The organism is Streptomyces sp. NPDC091279 (genome assembly GCF_044757465.1).
In the GTDB taxonomy this organism is placed as follows: domain Bacteria; phylum Actinomycetota; class Actinomycetes; order Streptomycetales; family Streptomycetaceae; genus Streptomyces.
Window position 1 is genome coordinate 622,194 of record NZ_JBIVVA010000003.1, and the last position, 18,399, is coordinate 640,592.

Sequence of the window (18,399 nt, forward strand, 5' to 3'; positions counted from 1 at the left end):
TTTTCGGCCAACAAGGTACCCACAGAGAACGAATAGATTCTCATGGCCGACGAGACTTTATGCGCGGAGCGTAGCCGCGCTCAGAGGCCTGTATCGCAGGCCCATGCCTTCATAGAGCCGCCGGGCGGCGTGATTCCAGTCGTTCACCATCAGTGCCGCCGCCCCGTGGACCTTCAATGCCTCAGTGACGAGAAAAGCGCAGACCTGCTGTCCGAATCCGCGCTTGCGTGCCCCCGGGTGCACCGCGACGCCGGACAGGAAGCCGACCGTCGGTGCGCACCAGGCGAGCGCGCCCACAGCTGCCAGCCGACCAGCGTGGTCCCGTACCCCCGCCCACCGCTCGACGCCGGGCACCTCTGGCTTCGCGTAGGAGTCCGGGAAGCTCATCTCGACAAGCAGCTCGACCTCACCGAGCGCGCAGCCCGGGAGCCATGCCGCCGCGCTGTCGGCCGGCCGCACGTCATCCACGAATCCCCGCCGGTCCATCCAGCCGAAGGTGCCGGCCGCTGTCAGCCCTGGGATCTCCCGGACGAGTACGTCGATCAAGGTGCTGTCGCCGAACGGCCGGTAGGTAGGCCCCACTTGGGCCAGCACCCGCCGGACCAACGGGACTCCGGCGTCGGGGTCTCCCCACACCGCCAGCCGGTCCCGCGCCGAGAGGGCCGCTCCGGCGACGACAACCGCACGCCGATCGTCACTCGCCCACGCCCGGCTACGCCCGTCCAGACCCTGCGCCGCCCACATGCACAAGGCGTCTCCGGCACAGCAGGCTTTCAGGTCCTCGCAACTACCGATCTCCCTCATTGCCCGATTCTGGCGGAGATCTCCACAGCGCCGAGAAGCTCACCCCCTGAGCCAACCCCGCCACGCAGAACGCCGAGCGGTCCCGCCGCCACCCCGCACACCACCGCAAGATCAAGCCACCAGCCCCCTGAACCCCAAGGGCCACACCGCCAACCCCTGAGACCTTCCTCACAGGACCCCCATGGACCTGGCACCGAACTCCGTCCGGCACCCCCTCCGCAGCCGGCGAATCCGCCCGCGCCCACAACGCCGGGCCCGGCACCCGAACCCGACAACCAAAGATCACGCACCCCAGCACGAGGGCCGCCGGCGCCTTCCTGGCGTCGGCGGCCCTCGTGTTCTTGAGCACACACAGCAGAACGGCCCTCATCACCATCGTGATGAGGGCCGTTCCGTCGTTCCTAGCAGAGCACCTACATCGATGCTCGCTGGTGCGCGAGGGGGGAGTTGAACCCCCACGCCCTTTCGGGCACTGGAACCTGAATCCAGCGCGTCTGCCTATTCCGCCACCCGCGCATTGGGTGTGTCTTCCGGTCCGTTCCTTGCGGTGCGGCGCCTTCCGACACGCAGAACATTAGCACGCTGGCAGGGGTGGGTTCACCTCGCTTCCGAAGGGGCATCCGCCCACCTGGGACGCCCTGCGCACCGGCCCGTCGAACCCGTTGAACCCGTTGAACCCGTTGAACCCGTCGCCATCATCGAACCGACGAGCCCTTCACTCCGTATCGACGAACATCCGTTCACGTATCAACCTCGTACCGGAACCGGCCGTCTCACCAGGAGCAGGTTCGGGCCCACAGTCTGGTGCGGGACACTTGTCAGTGGCCACCTCTACCATCCTGGGCAGAAGACAGCAGAAGGAGTGCGCGGGAGCGCGACGGGGCCGACAGGGGGAACCAGCCGATCAACCGGCGCGTGGATACGATCAGTAAGCAGTATCAGGCAGTGCATCGCCCGCAGGGCGGGAAGAACCACTACGGCAGCCGCTATGGAGGAGGTGCCCCATGGGAGTCCTGAAGAAGTTCGAGCAGCGCCTCGAAGGTTTGGTCAACGGCACCTTCGCCAAAGTGTTCAAGTCCGAGGTCCAGCCTGTCGAGATCGCGGGAGCGCTCCAGCGTGAGTGCGACAACAACGCCACCATCTGGAACCGCGACCGGATCGTCGTACCCAACGACTTCATCGTCGAGCTGAGCACACCCGACTTCGAGCGCCTGAGCCCCTACTCGGGCCAGCTCAGCGACGAGCTCGCGGGCATGGTGCGCGAGTACGCGAAGCAGCAGCGCTACACCTTCATGGGGCCGATCAAGGTCAATCTGGAGAAGGCCGACGACCTCGACACCGGTCTCTACCGGGTCCGCAGCCGCACCCTCGCCTCCTCCACCGACCAGCAGGCCGCGGGCCCCGCCGCCCCGGCGAACCCGGCACCCGCCACCCGCCGCCCCGCACCGGGCGGCACCCCCGGCGGCTACGGGTACCCGCCGGCCGCGAGCCCCACGAGCCCCCCCTCCGGCCCGCCCGGAACCCCGCCGATGCCCGCCGCTCCGCCCCCCGGCGGACGTCCCGGCGGCTACGGCTACCCCCAGCCCGCCCAGCGCCCCACCGGTCCCACCGGCCCGGTCGGCGCGTCCGCGCCTGGCTCCCGCACCCGCTACTGGGTCGAGATCAACGGCAACCGCCACCAGATCTCGCGCGCCACGCTGGTGATGGGCCGCTCCACCGAAGCCGACGTGCGGATCGACGACCCCGGCGTCTCCCGCCGGCACTGTGAGATCCGGACCGGTTCGCCCTCGACGATCCAGGATCTCGGGTCCACCAACGGCATCGTGGTGGACGGGCAGCACACCACCCGCGCTACGCTCCGCGACGGCTCGCGGATCGTCGTGGGCAGCACCACCATCATTTACCGGCAAGCCGAAGGGTGAAGCGGGGGCAATGTCAGAGCTGACCCTCACGGTCATGCGGCTGGGTTTCCTGGCCGTACTGTGGCTGTTCGTGATCGTGGCCGTGCAGGTCATCCGCAGCGACCTGTTCGGAACGCGCGTCACACAGCGCGGCTCGCGACGGGACGCGGGGCGGGCCCAGCAGGGCCAGCGCCAGACCCCGCCGCCGCAGCGCCAGCAGCAACCGGCGGCCGGCCGCCAGCGCCGTAACGCACCGACCAAGCTCGTCGTGTCCGAGGGCATCCTCACCGGCACGACCGTCGCGTTGCAGGGCCAGACCATCTCGCTGGGCCGCGCGCACGACAGCACCATCGTGCTGGACGACGACTACGCCTCCAGCCGCCATGCCAGGATCTACCCGGACCGCGACGGCCAGTGGATCGTCGAGGACCTGGGCTCCACCAACGGCACGTATCTCGAACGGAACCGGCTCACGACTCCCACGCCGATCCCGCTGGGCGCGCCGATCCGCATCGGCAAGACCGTCATCGAGCTGCGGAAGTAGTACCACGTCATGAACGAGCGCGAGCGGAGCGAGCACGCAACGGCGGCCGGCAGCCAGGGCCCCGGCGCGCTCCCGACCGGAGGGTGGGCACCGTGCGGATGTACCCGGAGCCGACGGGCGAGGTGCGCATGAGTCTGTCACTGCGCTTCGCCGCCGGATCGCACAAAGGCATGATCCGGGAGGGCAACGAGGACTCCGGATACGCCGGTCCCCGCCTGCTCGCGATCGCCGACGGCATGGGCGGCGCCGCCGCCGGCGAGGTCGCCTCCTCCGAGGCGATCTCCACCATCGTCGCCCTCGACGACGACGTCCCCGGCTCCGACGTCCTCACCTCCCTCGGCGTCGCCGTCCAGCGCGCCAACGACCAGCTGCGCTCGATGGTCGAGGAGGACCCCCAGCTGGAGGGCATGGGCACCACGCTCACCGCCCTCCTGTGGACCGGCCAGCGCCTCGGCCTCGTCCACGTCGGCGACTCGCGCGCCTACCTGCTGCGCGACGGCGTCCTCACCCAGATCACGCAGGACCACACCTGGGTACAGCGCCTGGTCGACGAGGGCCGCATCACCGAGGAAGAAGCCACCACCCACCCCCAACGATCCCTGCTCATGCGGGCGTTGGGCAGCGGCGACCATGTCGAACCCGACCTGTCGATCCGTGAGGTCCGGGCCGGCGACCGCTATCTGATCTGCTCCGACGGCCTCTCCGGCGTGGTGTCCCACCAGACCCTGGAAGACACCCTCGCCAGCTACCAGGGCCCGCAGGAGACCGTGCAGGAGCTGATCCAGCTCGCGCTGCGCGGCGGCGGCCCCGACAACATCACCGTGATCATCGCCGACGTCCTCGACCTGGACACCGGAGACACCCTCGCAGGTCAGCTCTCCGACACCCCGGTCGTCGTCGGCGCCGTCGCCGAGAACCAGCACCAGACGCACGACGGCAGCTTCATGCAGACCCCGGCCGGCCGCGCCTCCGGGCTCGGCCGCCAAGTCCCCGGACAGGGCGGCGAGTTCGGCCCGCCCGGCTCCGGCGACACCGGCTATCTGCCGGCCGGCGGCTTCGGCGCCTACAGCGACGAGGACTTCATCAAGCCCAGCAAGGGCCGCCGTTGGCTGAAGAGATCGTTCTACGCCGTTCTCGCCCTGGCCGTGATCGGCGGCGGCCTGTACAGCGGTTACCGCTGGACGCAGACCCAGTACTACGTCGGCACCCAGGGCGAGCACATCGCGCTCTACCGCGGCATCAGCCAGGACCTGGCCTGGGTCTCGCTCTCGAAGGTCGAGAAGGACCACCCCGAGATCGAACTCAAGTACCTGCCGGTGTACCAGCAGAAGCAGGTCAAGGCCACGATCGCCGAAGGCGGTCTGCGCGACGCCCAGTCGAAGATCGACGAACTCTCCGTGCAGGCCTCCGCCTGCCAGAAGGAGTCCGAGCGCCAGGCGTCCGAGAGCGAGAACAGCGCGAAGACCGGTGCGGGCGAGGCCGGCGGGACCACGGGAACCAGCCCCGCCTCGCTCACGTCCAAGGCAACACCGAGTCCGAGCACCTCGACCTCACCGTCCCCGACCAAGTCCGCGACCGCCCCGACCCCCAGCCCCGGCCCCAGCCTCTCGGAGGAGGAGCAGAAGGTCGTCTCGCTGTGCGGTAAGCAGTAGGCAAGCCGTGAGAGGCCCCGTCACACGATGAGCAGTACAACCAACTCGCCGACGCACCACACGTCCACGATCGGCGCCATCGGCGCCCCGAGCCGCCGCAACACCGAACTGGCGATGCTCGTCTTCGCCGTCGCCATCCCGGTGTTCGCCTACGCCAACGTGGGCCTGGCCATCAACGACTCGGTGCCGTCGGGTCTGCTGAGCTACGGCTGCGGCCTCGGTCTGCTGGCCGGCATCGCCCACCTCGTGGTGCGGAAGTTCGCCCGCTACGCGGACCCCCTGCTGCTGCCCCTGGCCACCCTCCTCAACGGCCTCGGGCTCGTGGCCATCTGGCGACTGGACCAGTCAAAGCTGCTCCAGTCGATCCATGTGGCCGGTGGCAAAGCGACCACCCAACTGCTGTACACGGCGATGGGCATCGCCCTGTTCGCCGTCGTGCTGGTCTTCCTCAAGGACCACCGCGTCCTCCAGCGCTACACCTACATCTCGATGGTGGCGGCGGTGTTTCTGCTGCTGCTGCCGCTGATCCCGGGCCTCGGGCTCGACGTCTACGGCGCCAAGATCTGGATCTCCGTCGCCGGATTCAGCATCCAGCCGGGCGAGTTCGCGAAGATCGTGCTCGCTGTGTTCTTCGCCGGCTACCTGATGGTGAAGCGCGACGCGCTCGCCCTCGCCAGCCGCCGTTTCATGGGCCTGTACCTGCCGCGCGGCCGCGACCTCGGACCGATCATCGTGGTCTGGCTGATCTCGATCCTGATCCTGGTCTTCGAGACGGACCTCGGCACCTCGCTGCTGTTCTTCGGAATGTTCATCATCATGCTGTACGTCGCCACCGAGCGGACCAGCTGGATCGTCTTCGGTCTGCTGATGTCCGCGGCTGGCGCGGTCGGTGTGGCGTCGTTCGAACCGCACATCCAGACCCGTGTGGAGGCCTGGCTCAACCCGCTGCGCGAGTACAAGCTCAGCCAGAGCGGCGCCAGTGATGGCGTTCTCCACTCCGAACAAGCCATGCAGGCCCTGTGGGCCTTCGGCTCCGGCGGCACCCTCGGCTCGGGGTGGGGCCAGGGTCACTCGGACCTGATCCGGTTCGCCGCCAACTCCGACTTCATCCTCGCCACCTTCGGCGAGGAGCTGGGCCTGGCCGGCCTGATGGCGATCCTGCTGGTCTACGGCCTGATCGTCGAGCGCGGCATCCGTACCGCGCTGGCCGCCCGCGACCCGTTCGGCAAGCTGCTCGCCATCGGCCTCTCCGGGGCCTTCGCCCTCCAGGTCTTCGTCGTCGCCGGCGGCGTCATGGGCCTGATCCCGCTGACCGGTATGACGATGCCGTTCCTGGCGTACGGCGGTTCCTCCGTCATCGCCAACTGGGCCCTGATCGGCATCCTGATCAGAATCAGCGACACCGCGCGCCGTCCCGCACCCGCGCCCGCCCCTGACCCCGACGCCGAGATGACCCAGGTGGTCCGCCCGTGAACAAGCCCCTGCGCCGGATCGCGATCTTCTGCGGTCTGCTGGTCCTCGCCCTGCTGGTGCGCGACAACTGGCTCCAGTACGTCATGGCCGACAGCCTCAAGAACGACACGAAGAACCGCCGCGTCACGATCGCCCGCTACTCCGCCCCGCGCGGCGACATCATCGTCGACGGCGATCCCATCACCGGCTCCACGAAGACCAGCAAGTCCGGTCTGAACGACCTGGAGTACAAGCGCACCTACAAGAACGGGCCCATGTGGGCGCCCGTCACCGGGTACGCCTCCCAGGCCTTCGGCGCCAACCAGCTGGAGTCCATCGAGGACGGCATCCTCACCGGCAACGACGACCGGCTCTTCTTCCGCAACACCCTCGACATGGTCACGGGCAAGCAGAAGCAGGGCGGCAACGTCGTCACCACGCTGAACTCCGCCGCCCAGGCCGCCGCCTACAACGGCCTCAAGAAGCAGAACGGCAAGGGCGCCGTCGCCGCCATCGACCCGTCCACCGGCAAGATCCTGGCGCTGGCCTCCTACCCGTCCTACGACCCGTCGTCGTTCGCCGGTAACTCCACGACCACGGACTCCAAGAACTGGACCGCGCTCCAGAAGAAGAACGACGCGAGCGACCCGATGCTCAACCGGGCCCTGCGCGAGACCTACCCGCCGGGCTCCACCTTCAAGGTCGTCACCGCCGCCGCCGCGCTGGAGAACAAGCTCTACACGGACCCCGACTCGGCCACGGACACCCCGCTGCCCTGGATCATGCCGGGCACCACGACCCCGTTGCCGAACGAGGGCAACATCCCCTGCAAGAACGCGACCATGCGCGTCGCGCTCCGCTACTCCTGCAACACCGTGTTCGGCAAGATCGGCGCCGACCTCGGCAACGCCAAGATGCTCGCCGAGGCGAAGAAGTTCGGCTTCGACGAGGAGCAGTTCACGCCGGTCCGCTCCAGCGCCTCGGTCTTCTCCGACAACATGAACGCTTCGGAAACGGCGCTCTCCTCCATCGGCCAGTTCAACACCGCCGCGACCCCGTTGCAGATGGCCATGGTCGCCTCCGCCGTCGCCAACAACGGCACCCTGATGAAGCCGTACATGGTGGACAAGCTCCAGTCGTCGAACCTCGACACCCTGGAGCAGACCGACCCGGAGAAGCTCAGCCAGCCGCTCTCCGCCAAGAACGCGCAGATCCTCCAGTCGATGATGGAGACCGTCGTCAAGGACGGCACCGGCAAGAACGCGCAGATCCCCGGCGTCACCGTCGGCGGCAAGACCGGTACCGCCCAGCACGGCGTCGCCAACAGCGAGAACCCCTACGCCTGGTTCCTCTCCTACGCCAAGACCAGCGACGGCAGCTCCCCGGTCGCCGTCGCCGTGGTCATCGAGGACGACAAGGCCGTCCGTGACGACATCTCCGGTGGTGGCCTCGCGGCGCCGATCGCGAAGAGCGTGATGGAGGCGGTCATCAACTCCAAGAAGTGACACCGCTCACGTCCCCTTCACATCGGTGCACGTTGCGATACCGGTCCTGTATCGGGTGACGGGCTTGGCCAGGTCACACAGAACGAGCCGGGTACGGTAGGCCCGGACGGCAGCCTCCGACCGCACACCCGTGTGAGTCGGGACCGACGGAGAGGGCTGGTAGGAAGCTATGGAAGAGCCGCGTCGCCTCGGCGGCCGGTACGAGCTGGGCCACGTGCTCGGTCGTGGTGGCATGGCGGAGGTCTACCTCGCGCATGACACCCGTCTCGGCCGCACCGTGGCGGTGAAGACGCTGCGCGCGGACCTCGCGCGCGACCCGTCCTTCCAGGCCCGGTTCCGCCGGGAGGCCCAGTCGGCCGCCTCGCTCAACCATCCCGCGATCGTCGCGGTCTACGACACGGGCGAGGACTACATCGACGGGGTCTCGATCCCGTACATCGTGATGGAGTACGTCGACGGGTCCACGCTCCGCGAGCTGCTGCACTCCGGCCGCAAGCTGCTGCCGGAGCGGACGCTGGAGATGACCATCGGCATCCTCCAGGCGCTGGAGTACTCGCACCGGGCCGGCATCGTCCACCGTGACATCAAGCCCGCGAACGTCATGCTCACGCGCAACGGCCAGGTCAAGGTCATGGACTTCGGCATCGCCCGCGCCATGGGCGACTCCGGCATGACGATGACGCAGACGTCCGCGGTCATCGGCACCGCCCAGTACCTCTCCCCCGAGCAGGCCAAGGGCGAGCAGGTGGACGCCCGGTCCGACCTCTACTCCACGGGCTGCCTGCTGTACGAACTGCTCACCGTGCGCCCGCCGTTCGTCGGCGACAGCCCGGTGGCCGTGGCCTACCAGCACGTCCGCGAGGAACCGCAGGCCCCGAGCGTCTTCGACCCCGAGATCACGCCCGAGATGGACGCCATCGTCCTCAAGGCCCTGGTCAAGGACCCGAACTACCGCTACCAGTCCGCCGACGAGATGCGCATGGACATCGAGGCGTGTCTCGACGGCCAGCCGGTCGGGGCCACCGCCGCGATGGGCTCGGTCGGCTACGGCGGCTACCCGGACGACCAGCCGACGACGGCCCTGCGCTCCACGGACGCCGGCGCCACGTCGATGATGCCCCCGATGACCGCGGACGGCCCCGGCTACGGCTACGACGACCGCCAGGGCCGGCGCCGCCAGAAGAAGGCCAGCACCTCGACGATCGTGCTGGTCGTGGCCGGTGTCCTGGTCCTGATCGGCGCGATCCTCATCGGCAGATGGGCGGTCACCGGCAACGGCGGGGTCAGCAACGACAAGGTCACGGTGCCCAACCTGGTGAGCCTCTCCCAGAGCGACGCCACCAACCAGCTGGAGAACAGCGACCTCAACGTGGGCACGGTCACCAAGAAGGCCTGCGCGAGCGAGGCCAAGGGCACCATCTGCTCCACGGACCCCGTCAAGGACACCTCGGTCAAGAAGGGCACCACCGTCGACCTCGTCGTGTCGACCGGCGCCCCGAAGGTCCAGGTCCCCAGCGTGGTCGGCCTCTCCCTGGACGACGCCAAGGCGAAGCTGGAGGGCGACGACTACGGGTTCAAGGTCGACACCAAGAGCCGCGAGTCGTCGGAGGACCCCAACACGGTCCTCGAACAGGACCCCGTCAACGGCAAGGAGCTGGAGAAGGGCTCCACGATCACCCTGACGATCGCCAAGGCCGCGGCGACGGTCCCGGTCCCGGACGTCACCGGCCAGGACTGCGACGGCGCCAAGTCCCAGCTCTCCGGCAGTGAACTGACCGGCAACTGCACCGAGGTCGAGACCGACGACACCTCCAAGGTCGGCAAGGTCATCTCGACCGACCCGGCGGCGGGCACCCAGGTCAACAAGAACACCTCGGTGACCATCCAGATCGGCAAGGCCAAGCAGGCGGAGCAGGTCCAGGTCCCCAACATCCAGGGCCAGACCCTCGCCACCGCCAAGCAGGCCCTCCAGAACGCCGGTCTCCAGGTCGGCGACATCCAGGGCTCCAACGACGACAACGCGACCGTCTTGACGTCGGACCCGTCCCAGGGCAGCACCGTCGACAAGGGCACCACGGTCAACCTCACCGCCGTCGGCGGCAACGGCGGCAACAACAACGGCAACGGAAACGGCGGCACCAACTTCTTCGGCGGCCTCACCGGAACAGCGGCCCGCACGGAGGACTGACCCACCGCTCCAGCAACGGAGCCCCGGCCCCCTTCCCAAGGGCGCCGGGGCTCCGTCGTTCCGCCGCGATCCGTCAGACAGCTACCGCAGTTCCTTCGGCAGGGTCCGTGCGCTGTCGACCTTCTGCACGCGCTCCAGCTCGCCCCAGACGATGTAGCGGTAGCGGCTGGTGTAGACCGGGGTGCAGGTGGTCAGGGTGATGTAGTGGCCGGGCTTCTTCTTGCCGGATTCCTCGGGGACCTTGGTGAGGACCTGGACGTTGTACTTCGAGGTCTCCGGGAGGATCGAGTAGACCTTGTAGACGTACCAGTCGTCCTTGGTCTCGAAGACGATCGGGTCGCCCTTGCGTAGCTTGTCGATGTTGTGGAACTTCGCGCCGTGGCCGTCCCGGTGGGCGGCGAGGGTGAAGTTGCCGGTCTTGTCGGAGGTCGGCAGGGTCGCCTTGACGGGGTCGGTGTAGTAGCCGGCGACACCGTCGTTGAGGACGGTCGCCGAGGTGCCCTTCTCGACCAGGACCTCGCCGTTCTTCATCGCGGGCACGTGCAGGAAGCCGATGCCGTTCTTGGTGTCGAGGGCGCCGGGGCCGCCGGAGCCGGTGCCCGGGTGGGTCCAGGTGTCGCGGACCTTGTCGGCCTCCTGGCCTGCCTTGCGGTCGGCCAGGACGTTCGTCCACCACAGGGAGTAGACGACGAACAGGCCGAGCACCAGGCCCGCGGTGATGAGGAGTTCCCCGAAGAAGCTGACGGCCAGCGCGACCCGGCCGGGCCGACGGCGGGCCAGAGCCCCCGTCCCCGTGCGCTGGTCCTCGTGCTGTGTGCCGTCGGTGGTCGCTGCCACGTTCCCTTGTCCCTACTCGACGAGCGCATCCGGCTTGCCCTTGCTGCGCGGCCGTTCCTCGACCATCTTGCCCCAGACGATCAAGCGGTATGTGCTGGTGAACTCCGGTGTACAGGTCGTCAGGGTGATGTAGCGACCGGCCTTCGTGAACCCGGACCCCTTCGGGATCGGGTCGATCACACTCGTGTTGCTCGGCGACGTCACCGGGAGCATCGACGTCGTCTTGTAGACGAAGTACTCGCTCTGCGTCTCGACGACGACCTCGTCGCCCGGCTTCAACCGGTTGATGTACCGGAAGGGTTCGCCATGGGTGTTGCGGTGACCGGCGAGCGCGAAGTTGCCGGTCTTGGCGTCGGGCATCGCCGTCTTCAGCGCGCCCTCGCTGTAGTGGCCGACCATGCCCCGGTCGAGCACCTTCTTGTTGCTGACGCCCTCGGCGATCGGCACGACCACGTCCAGCTTGGGGATGTGCAGGATCGCGAAGCCCTGCCCCGGCTCGAACTCGCCCGGCGCCCGCTTCCCGTTCGCCCAGTCGTCCTGGAGGCTGCTGGTCTCCTTGTCGGCCTGGGCGTGCGCGCGCACGTTGGTCCACCACAGCTGGTAGGAGACGAACAGCAGCATCACCACACCGGTGCTGATGAACACCTCGCCGATGCCCCGGCTGATGAGCACGCCCGGACTCGCCTTGCGCGCCCGCGCCTGCCGACGCGCCTCGACCCGGGACAACGGCGCCTTCGCGGCGTCGTCGACCTCGTCCTCCGGCGCGTCCGCGAGCGCGGGGGAGCCGCCCCGACGGCCGTGACGGCGCTTGGCGGCCTTTCTGCGGGCCGCCCGCCCACCCGGCGTGGTTCCCGAGGCGGTTGAGGTTCCGGAGGCGGCAGCGGCGGATATGGCGCCCAGAAGATCGTCCGGCGGCGGACCGGGTATCCGCAGCGCCACCGTCTCCTCGTCGATCCGCGGGAGATACGCCGTCCGCTGCCCGTCGCCCGGCCGCTCCTCGAACGTGTCGGACGCCTCGTACGGCTGCTTCCCGTACGAGGCGCCGGACTCGCGCTCGGGGCGCGGCACGGTCACGCCGTGGCCCTGCCCACCACCGGGGCGAGCCCCGCCGACCTCGCCACCGCGCCCGCGTCGCCGCACTCCACCAGCCAGTTGGCCAGCATCAGGTGACCGTGCTCGGTGAGCACCGACTCGGGGTGGAACTGGACGCCCTCGACCGGGAGTTCACGGTGGCGCAGGCCCATGACGATGCCGTCCTCGGTGCGCGCGGTGACTTCCAGCTCGGCCGGGACCGTGGCCGGCTCGGCGGCCAGCGAGTGGTACCGGGTCGCCGTGAACGGGCTCGGCAGCCCGGCGAAGACGCCCTTGCCGCCGTGCTCGACCAGCGAGGTCTTGCCGTGCAGCAGCTCGGGCGCCCGGTCCACGACCCCGCCGTACGCCACCTGCATCGACTGCATGCCCAGGCAGACGCCGAAGACCGGGACCCCGGTGGCCGCGCAGTGGCGCACCATCTCGATGCAGACGCCGGCCTCCTCGGGCGTCCCGGGCCCCGGCGAGAGCAGCACCCCGTCGAAACCGTCCTGGGCGTGCGCCGTCGACACCTCGTCGTTGCGCAGCACCTCGCACTCGGCGCCGAGCTGGTACAGGTACTGGACCAGGTTGAAGACGAAGCTGTCGTAGTTGTCGACGACGAGAATCCGCGCACTCACTGGTTGTCCACCGTCACATCGTTGAAGGGAAGCAGCGGCTCGGCCCACGGGAAGACGTACTGGAAGAGCACGTAGACCACGACCAGCGCCAGGACCAGTGAGATCAGCGCCTTCACCCACGTGTTCCCCGGCAGATGCCGCCAGATCCAGCCGTACATGCCGTCCCTTCCGTTCCACCACGGCACCGGATTCACGCCGTACCGCACCAGACTAACGGCGCAGAGCCACTGGTTCCCCGGCCTCCACGAGCCGTGTGGAGGCCGGACGCGCCCCGACGATCGGGCGGTGGCCGTGGCCCCGTTCCGGATCGCACGTGGTCAGCGTGAGAGAGCGGCCCTCGCGCGCCTACCCCGACTTACGAGGGACAGCGTCGATCACCTCACCGTCGGTCGGGACGGTTTTGTAGGGCCCTTTGTCGATCCGATACGTGAACCATGTCGTGGCATGTTCCACGTGAAACCAAGCCGCGGAACGCGCCTGACCGCGAACGGCCGCGCGTCGGCCACCCCGGCGGCGCCTGAGCGGGTCAGCTCACCCCACGGGCTGGGCGTAGTGCAGGTCCACCGTGCCCGAGTAGCCGGGCAGGGTCACCGTCCCGTCCTGGGTGACCTTCCAGCCCAGGCCGTAGACGTTGACGTAGACCATGTAGTTCTGGATCGCCTTGGACGCGGACATCGCCTTGTTCAGCCGGTCGGGGTCACCGATGGCGGTGATCTTGTAGGGCGGCGAGTAGACGCGGCCCTGGAGGATCAGGGTGTTGCCGACGCAGCGCACGGCACTGGTGGAGATCAGCCGCTGGTCCATGACCTTGATGCCCTGGGCGCCGCCCTCCCACAGGGCGTTCACCACGGCTTGCAGGTCCTGCTGGTGGATGACGAGGTAGTCGGGCTGCGGTTCCGGATAGCCGGGGAGCTTGGCGGTGGCGTCGGGCGGGGCGTCGTTGAGGGTGACGGTGATGCCCGTGCCGGTCACCTTCTGGGTGCCGGCGTTCTTCTCCAGGCCGGTGAGTTTCTTGTCCTCGGCCTCGGAACGGCCGTCGTCGCGCTCGGCGAGGGACTCGATCTCGTGACGCAGGGTGCCGTTGGACTCGTCCAGCGTGCCGTTCTTGTGGCTGCGTTCCTGGATCAGGTCGGAGAGCTTCAGCAGGGACGCGTCCGTGCGGATGTTGGTGCCCTTGGCGGTGTTGAAGCTGGTGAAGAAGATGAGGCCGGCGAGTGCGAAGACGCCCACGGTGAGGATGCGCGCGGGCCGCAGACGCCGCCCGCGGGCAGGACTGGATTCTGTACCGGGGGAGTCGGCAGAATTGGTCAACGTACCCTTATCTCCTTCGGCGCCGCGGAAGCACTACGCTAACGGACGCCCGGGGGAGCACCACGTGTCCCCTTGTACGCTGCCCCGGAGCCCGATCCAGTTATCTGCGCGGCCACGCAGCGCATCGACAGGAGAGACCCTCGTGCCGAAGTCACGTATCCGCAAGAAGGCCGACTACACGCCGCCGCCGGCGAAGCAGGCGACCGCCATCAAGCTCAACAGCCGCGCCTGGGTCGCTCCGGTGATGCTGGCCATGTTCCTCATCGGACTGGCCTGGATCGTCGTGTTCTACGTGACCGACGGTTCCCTGCCCATCGACAAGCTGGACAACTGGAACATCGTGGTGGGCTTCGGCTTCATCGCCGCGGGCTTCGGCGTCTCCACCCAGTGGAAGTAGGCCGGTGGAAGTAGGCCGCCGGACGCCGCCCGGGCAGTAGCCCTGGCAAGCGGCTCGGGTGGGGGCACACGGCCCCCACCTGGCCCGGCGGAACGTGCGCGGCCGTCGGTGAAACGCACGGCCCTCTCCCGGTGAACCCAGCTCTGCCCAGGGCTATCCAGCGAGTTATCCACAGGCGCTGTCCACAGTGGGGAAAAGGGAAGATGATCTGTGGATAACTCCTCGCGCGGTTGACGCCGGTACAACAACCCCACCGCCATCCGAATGCCTGTTCGCCCCCTGCTGACCTGGTCAAACACGGATCAGCTACCGGGGGCACAGTCGTTCCCCCACCGTGTGCACAAGATCGGGCACACGCTGTGGACAACAGTTTGGTATCAGCCGAGCTGACCGTTCCTGACGAGTGTGACGACGACCACGGCCACCAGGAACAGCGCGCAGGTCCCGAACTGCACCAGCGTCCGGCGCCCGCGCGGCGCGTGGACCATGGCGTACCCGGTGACGACACCGGCGACGAGCCCGCCGATGTGGGCCTGCCAGGCGATGTTGGCCCAGCCGAAGGTGAAGATCAGGTTGATCACCAGGAGGGCGATCACCGGGCGCATGTCGTAGTTGAGGCGGCGCATCAGGACGGCGGTGGCACCGAACAGCCCGAAGATCGCGCCGGACGCGCCCAGGGACGGCTGGTTCGGAGCGGCGATCAGATAGGTGAGCGCGCTGCCGGCCAGCCCGGAGACGAAGTAGAGGGCGAGGTAGCGGACCCGGCCGAGGGCCGCCTCCAGCGGGCCGCCGATCCACCACAGGCTGAGCATGTTGAAGAGGATGTGGATGTAGCTGCCGTGCAGGAACATCGCGGTCAGCAGCCGGTACCACTGCCCCTGCGCGACGCCCTCGACCGAACCGAGCAACGGCACATAGGCCTGGCCGATCAGGTCGAACCGGTCGGTGAACCCGTCGCCGACGGCGAGCTGGACGGCGAAAAGGGCGAGGTTGATCCCGACCAGGAGCTTGGTGACCAGCCGGGGGTCGGCCGCGATGGTGCCGCCGGCCAGGGTGCGGGGGCGGGAGGCGGCCGGGGAGTGGCCGGTGCCGGAGTCGCCGCGGGCGCAGTCGGGGCAGTGGAAGCCGACCGAGGCGTTGACCATGCACTCCGGGCAGATGGGACGGTCGCAGCGGGTACAGCTGATGCCCGTCTCACGGTCCGGGTGGCGGTAGCAGCCGGGCAGGGTGTGGGCGTCCTGCGAGCTGTCTGCCGCTTGGTCCATGACATCCCCTAGATCGTCGTCGCCACACTGCACCCACCCGCCCCTTTCTACGGACGAGCGAGCCGTTTTGTTCCCCACCGCACCCACGCCCGCTTCCCTCGGGACCGCAGGTCGGTGCCGGCCGCCGAACCGGGCTCGGCGGCCGTCGTCCCGGGGCTCAGCCCTGGCGCGTCTCGACGACGACGGTCTCGATGACCACGTCGGTGAGGGGGCGCTCGGTGCGCGGGTTGGTCGGGAGCCCGGCGATGGCGTCCACGACCTTCTGGCTGGCCGCGCTGGTGATCTCGCCGAAGATGGTGTGCTTGCGGTTCAGCCAGGCCGTCGGGGAGACGGTGACGAAGAACTGCGAGCCGTTGGTGCCGGGGCCCGCGTTGGCCATGGCCAGCAGATAGGGCTTGTTGAAGGACAGCTCGGGGTGGAACTCGTCCTTGAACTGGTAGCCGGGGCCGCCTGTGCCGTTGCCCAGCGGATCGCCGCCCTGGATCATGAACCCGCTGATCACCCGGTGGAAGACGGTGCCGTCGTAGAGCTTGGCCTGGGACTTCTCACCCGTCTCCGGGTTGGTCCACTCACGCTCGCCCCGGGCGAGCTCGACGAAGTTCCGGACGGTCTTCGGCGCGTGGTTCGGCAGGAGCCGGATCTCGATGTCGCCGTGGCTGGTCTTGAGGGTGGCGTAGAGCTGCTCGGCCACGATCTGCCTTCCGTTGTCTTCCGTGACGGACCGATCCTCGCACGGCCCGGGAGGTCCCACGCACGACGACGTGTTCGAAGGCCTGATCCAGGGAACCCGCGTCCGTGAATGGCCGGGACCCTTCGCGGACCCGGGCCGGGGCACTGGTCGGGTGCGGCGGAGTCAGGGGCGCCCGGCCTCGATCCATGACATGGTCGACGGCAGACCCCCATTACTCCCTATAGATCCACATACCGATCCGCATGACCCGGATGCCCGCCCTCTACATGCTCCCGGGACCGTCGGCAGGCATGATCCGTAAAAGGGTGGAAAGTCGAATTACCGTACGCCACCGAGGAGGAGGATGCCGTGACCCGCATCGACAGCGTGCGCGCCGCGACCGGTACGGCCAAGGACAGCGTGCTGCACGCCGCAGAAGCGGTGGCGCCTTACGCCGACACGGCCAAGGACAAGGCCGCGCACTTCGCACAGGAAGCCCGCGTACGACTCGCGCCGAAGGTGTCGCTGGCCGCGGACCAGGCCCGCGTCCACTACGGCGCCCATGTCGCCCCACGCCTGGAACAGGCCCGCACGCATGTGCCGCCGAAGGTCGACCAGGCAGCCCATGACGCGGCCGTCTACACCCGGCAGGCGGCCAAGCAGGCCGCCGAGTACTCCCGGCCGAAGCTGGAGCAGGCCGTGGCGGCGGCCGGTCCCGTCAAGGACGAGGCCGCCACGCGTGCCACCGCCGCCGTCGCCGCGTTGCGCGGCCAGGTGACGGCGAAGGAGATCCAGAAGCTCGTCCGCAAGCACCGGCGGCGGGCGAAGGCGGGCCGCGCGGCCAAGGTGGTGCTGGTGGCCGGCGCCGTCGCGGGCGGCGCTTTCGCCGTCTGGAAGTGGTGGGACAAGCAGGCCAACCCGGACTGGCTGGTCGAGCCGCCCGCCCCGACCGAGGTCACCGAGCCGACGACCCGGCTGACGTCCGTCGACGGCAGCGTCCCGTCGGTCCTGGACCCCGAGGTCCAGGCCAAGCAGGCCGAGAACGAGACGTCGGAGGGCGACGACCAGCGCTGAGCCGCGCCCCACCCGAGAGGCGCCCCAAGGGGACGCCCGAGGAAAACGCATGAGGGGCGGGAGCCCCGGACCCGTCCGAGACCTCCCGCCCTTCACCACGCCTCACGTGCCCCGCCTCCACCTCCACCCCCATCACGTTTCACGTGAAACATGCCCCGCCCCGACCGGCGCGCGAAGGGCGACCCGAGCCCCCAATCGGGCGAACTGCCGCTGGTCACCCGCGTCGACGACGCCCGCACAACCGTCACGATCCGATGATCTGACGATGCGACGAGATCACCGCACCCGTATCCCGTTCCTCGCCACGGCCCTCACGGCATCCTTGCTGATCGCGCTCGCTCCTCCGCGCGCCGAGGCCGCCGACCTCTCGCCGCGCTCCGAGGCCGCCCTCCTGGTGCGGGCGCACGAGAAGGCACGCGCGCGGACCGACCGGCTGCGCGGGGAGCACGCCCCGCGCGCCGAGATGCGGTCGGCCGAACGGCACCGGTGGAAACTCCGCGGGGAGTTGTGGGACCTGCTGCGCACGAGGCAACGTGCGAACGGCGACCCGGTCGCGGTGGACCCGTCGGGCCGCGCGGGCGCCTGCCCCGTCGTCCCCCGCCGCGAGAAACCCGCCCCGCGCACGGCATCCCGGCCCGCCGCCTGGACGGCCCCGACCCGCAACTACCGCCTGTCGGCCGGTTACCGGGCCAAGGGCAGCCACTGGGTCCACCGGCACACGGGCCAGGACTTCGCCGTCCCCTCCCGGTCCCCCGTGCACGCCGTAGGCCCCGGCACCGTATGGGCCACGACCTGCGGCGACGGCTTCGGCAACCAGATCCTGGTCCGGCACAGCGGCGGCTACTTCACGCAGTACGCCCACCTGTCCCGCATGGAGGTCAGCAAGGGCCAGCGAGTCCGCGCGGGCCAACGCATCGCCCTCTCCGGCGCCACCGGCAACGTCACAGGCCCCCACCTCCACTTCGAGGTCCGCGTCACCCCATACCTGGGCTCAGCAATCCCCCCACTACCGTGGCTACGGGAGCGAGCGGTGCGGGTGGGGGAGTGAGCGTGGGGCGGGTAAAGCCGCTACACGGCGCCGGACGACCGG

At 69.0% G+C, this 18,399-nt stretch carries 17 protein-coding genes, 1 tRNA gene and 1 pseudogene; 9 read left to right on the plus strand and 10 right to left on the minus strand.

Annotated elements, in window-relative coordinates; all coding sequences use genetic code 11:
- Window positions 1-57: 57 nt before the first annotated feature.
- Window positions 58-804, minus strand: a complete 747-nt coding sequence (locus ACIQOU_RS09715; RefSeq protein WP_401535587.1) for a GNAT family N-acetyltransferase — start codon at window positions 802-804, stop codon at window positions 58-60.
- 429 nt (window positions 805-1,233) lie between these two features.
- Window positions 1,234-1,320, minus strand: a tRNA-Leu gene (locus ACIQOU_RS09720).
- A gap of 488 nt (window positions 1,321-1,808) precedes the next feature.
- Here ACIQOU_RS09720 and ACIQOU_RS09725 point away from each other — a divergent pair.
- From ACIQOU_RS09725 to pknB, 6 genes are all read left to right on the plus strand, one after another.
- Window positions 1,809-2,726, plus strand: coding sequence for an FhaA domain-containing protein (locus ACIQOU_RS09725; RefSeq protein WP_401535590.1), 918 nt, complete (start codon window positions 1,809-1,811; stop codon window positions 2,724-2,726).
- Between the two features lie 10 nt (window positions 2,727-2,736).
- Complete coding sequence (locus tag ACIQOU_RS09730; RefSeq protein WP_401535592.1) at window positions 2,737-3,249, plus strand: FHA domain-containing protein; 513 nt, start codon at window positions 2,737-2,739, stop codon at window positions 3,247-3,249.
- 98 nt (window positions 3,250-3,347) lie between these two features.
- Window positions 3,348-4,901, plus strand: coding sequence for a Stp1/IreP family PP2C-type Ser/Thr phosphatase (locus tag ACIQOU_RS09735; protein ID WP_401535821.1), 1,554 nt, complete (start codon window positions 3,348-3,350; stop codon window positions 4,899-4,901).
- 27 nt (window positions 4,902-4,928) lie between these two features.
- Window positions 4,929-6,374, plus strand: a complete 1,446-nt coding sequence (locus tag ACIQOU_RS09740; RefSeq protein ID WP_401535594.1) for an FtsW/RodA/SpoVE family cell cycle protein — start codon at window positions 4,929-4,931, stop codon at window positions 6,372-6,374.
- Window positions 6,371-7,858: a peptidoglycan D,D-transpeptidase FtsI family protein gene (locus tag ACIQOU_RS09745; RefSeq protein ID WP_401535596.1), complete on the plus strand. Its 1,488-nt coding sequence runs from the start codon at window positions 6,371-6,373 to the stop codon at window positions 7,856-7,858. The genes ACIQOU_RS09740 and ACIQOU_RS09745 overlap by 4 nt, the downstream gene beginning before the upstream one ends.
- A 169-nt stretch (window positions 7,859-8,027) precedes the next feature.
- A complete protein-coding gene (gene pknB / locus ACIQOU_RS09750) occupies window positions 8,028-10,046 on the plus strand; it encodes a Stk1 family PASTA domain-containing Ser/Thr kinase (protein ID WP_401535597.1) in 2,019 nt (672 codons plus the stop codon).
- Window positions 10,047-10,127: 81 nt separating this feature from the next.
- Here pknB and ACIQOU_RS09755 read toward each other — a convergent pair whose 3' ends face one another.
- The 6 genes and pseudogenes from ACIQOU_RS09755 to ACIQOU_RS09780 form a co-directional block, all read right to left on the minus strand.
- On the minus strand, window positions 10,128-10,883 hold the full coding sequence (locus tag ACIQOU_RS09755) for a class E sortase (protein ID WP_401535598.1): 756 nt from the start codon (window positions 10,881-10,883) through the stop codon (window positions 10,128-10,130).
- 12 nt (window positions 10,884-10,895) lie between these two features.
- Window positions 10,896-11,957: a class E sortase gene (locus ACIQOU_RS09760; protein WP_401535599.1), complete on the minus strand. Its 1,062-nt coding sequence runs from the start codon at window positions 11,955-11,957 to the stop codon at window positions 10,896-10,898.
- Complete coding sequence (locus ACIQOU_RS09765; protein WP_401535601.1) at window positions 11,954-12,592, minus strand: aminodeoxychorismate/anthranilate synthase component II; 639 nt, start codon at window positions 12,590-12,592, stop codon at window positions 11,954-11,956. The genes ACIQOU_RS09760 and ACIQOU_RS09765 overlap by 4 nt, the downstream gene beginning before the upstream one ends.
- On the minus strand, window positions 12,589-12,750 hold the full coding sequence (locus tag ACIQOU_RS09770) for a hypothetical protein (RefSeq protein WP_401535602.1): 162 nt from the start codon (window positions 12,748-12,750) through the stop codon (window positions 12,589-12,591). Before ACIQOU_RS09770 ends, ACIQOU_RS09765 begins: the two co-directional genes overlap by 4 nt.
- 52 nt (window positions 12,751-12,802) lie before the next feature.
- Window positions 12,803-13,033, minus strand: a pseudogene (locus tag ACIQOU_RS09775) (class E sortase); the annotation flags it as partial.
- A 90-nt stretch (window positions 13,034-13,123) separates the two neighbouring features.
- A complete protein-coding gene (locus tag ACIQOU_RS09780) occupies window positions 13,124-13,903 on the minus strand; it encodes a DUF881 domain-containing protein (protein ID WP_401535604.1) in 780 nt (259 codons plus the stop codon).
- A gap of 142 nt (window positions 13,904-14,045) precedes the next feature.
- Here ACIQOU_RS09780 and crgA point away from each other — a divergent pair, with 142 nt between their 5' ends.
- A complete protein-coding gene (gene crgA / locus ACIQOU_RS09785) occupies window positions 14,046-14,300 on the plus strand; it encodes a cell division protein CrgA (RefSeq protein ID WP_054242100.1) in 255 nt (84 codons plus the stop codon).
- Between the two features lie 377 nt (window positions 14,301-14,677).
- Here crgA and ACIQOU_RS09790 read toward each other — a convergent pair whose 3' ends face one another.
- Window positions 14,678-15,565, minus strand: a complete 888-nt coding sequence (locus ACIQOU_RS09790; RefSeq protein ID WP_401535606.1) for a rhomboid family intramembrane serine protease — start codon at window positions 15,563-15,565, stop codon at window positions 14,678-14,680.
- Between the two features lie 157 nt (window positions 15,566-15,722).
- Complete coding sequence (locus tag ACIQOU_RS09795) at window positions 15,723-16,256, minus strand: peptidylprolyl isomerase (protein ID WP_401535607.1); 534 nt, start codon at window positions 16,254-16,256, stop codon at window positions 15,723-15,725.
- A 348-nt stretch (window positions 16,257-16,604) separates the two neighbouring features.
- On the opposite strand from ACIQOU_RS09795, the gene ACIQOU_RS09800 reads away from it, so the two are divergent.
- Both ACIQOU_RS09800 and ACIQOU_RS09805 read left to right on the plus strand, forming a co-directional pair.
- Window positions 16,605-17,309: a DUF5324 family protein gene (locus ACIQOU_RS09800; protein ID WP_401535609.1), complete on the plus strand. Its 705-nt coding sequence runs from the start codon at window positions 16,605-16,607 to the stop codon at window positions 17,307-17,309.
- A 265-nt stretch (window positions 17,310-17,574) separates the two neighbouring features.
- Entirely contained in the window at window positions 17,575-18,357 is a 783-nt protein-coding gene (locus ACIQOU_RS09805) for a M23 family metallopeptidase (protein ID WP_401535610.1), read from the plus strand.
- The last annotated feature ends 42 nt before the right edge of the window (window positions 18,358-18,399 follow it).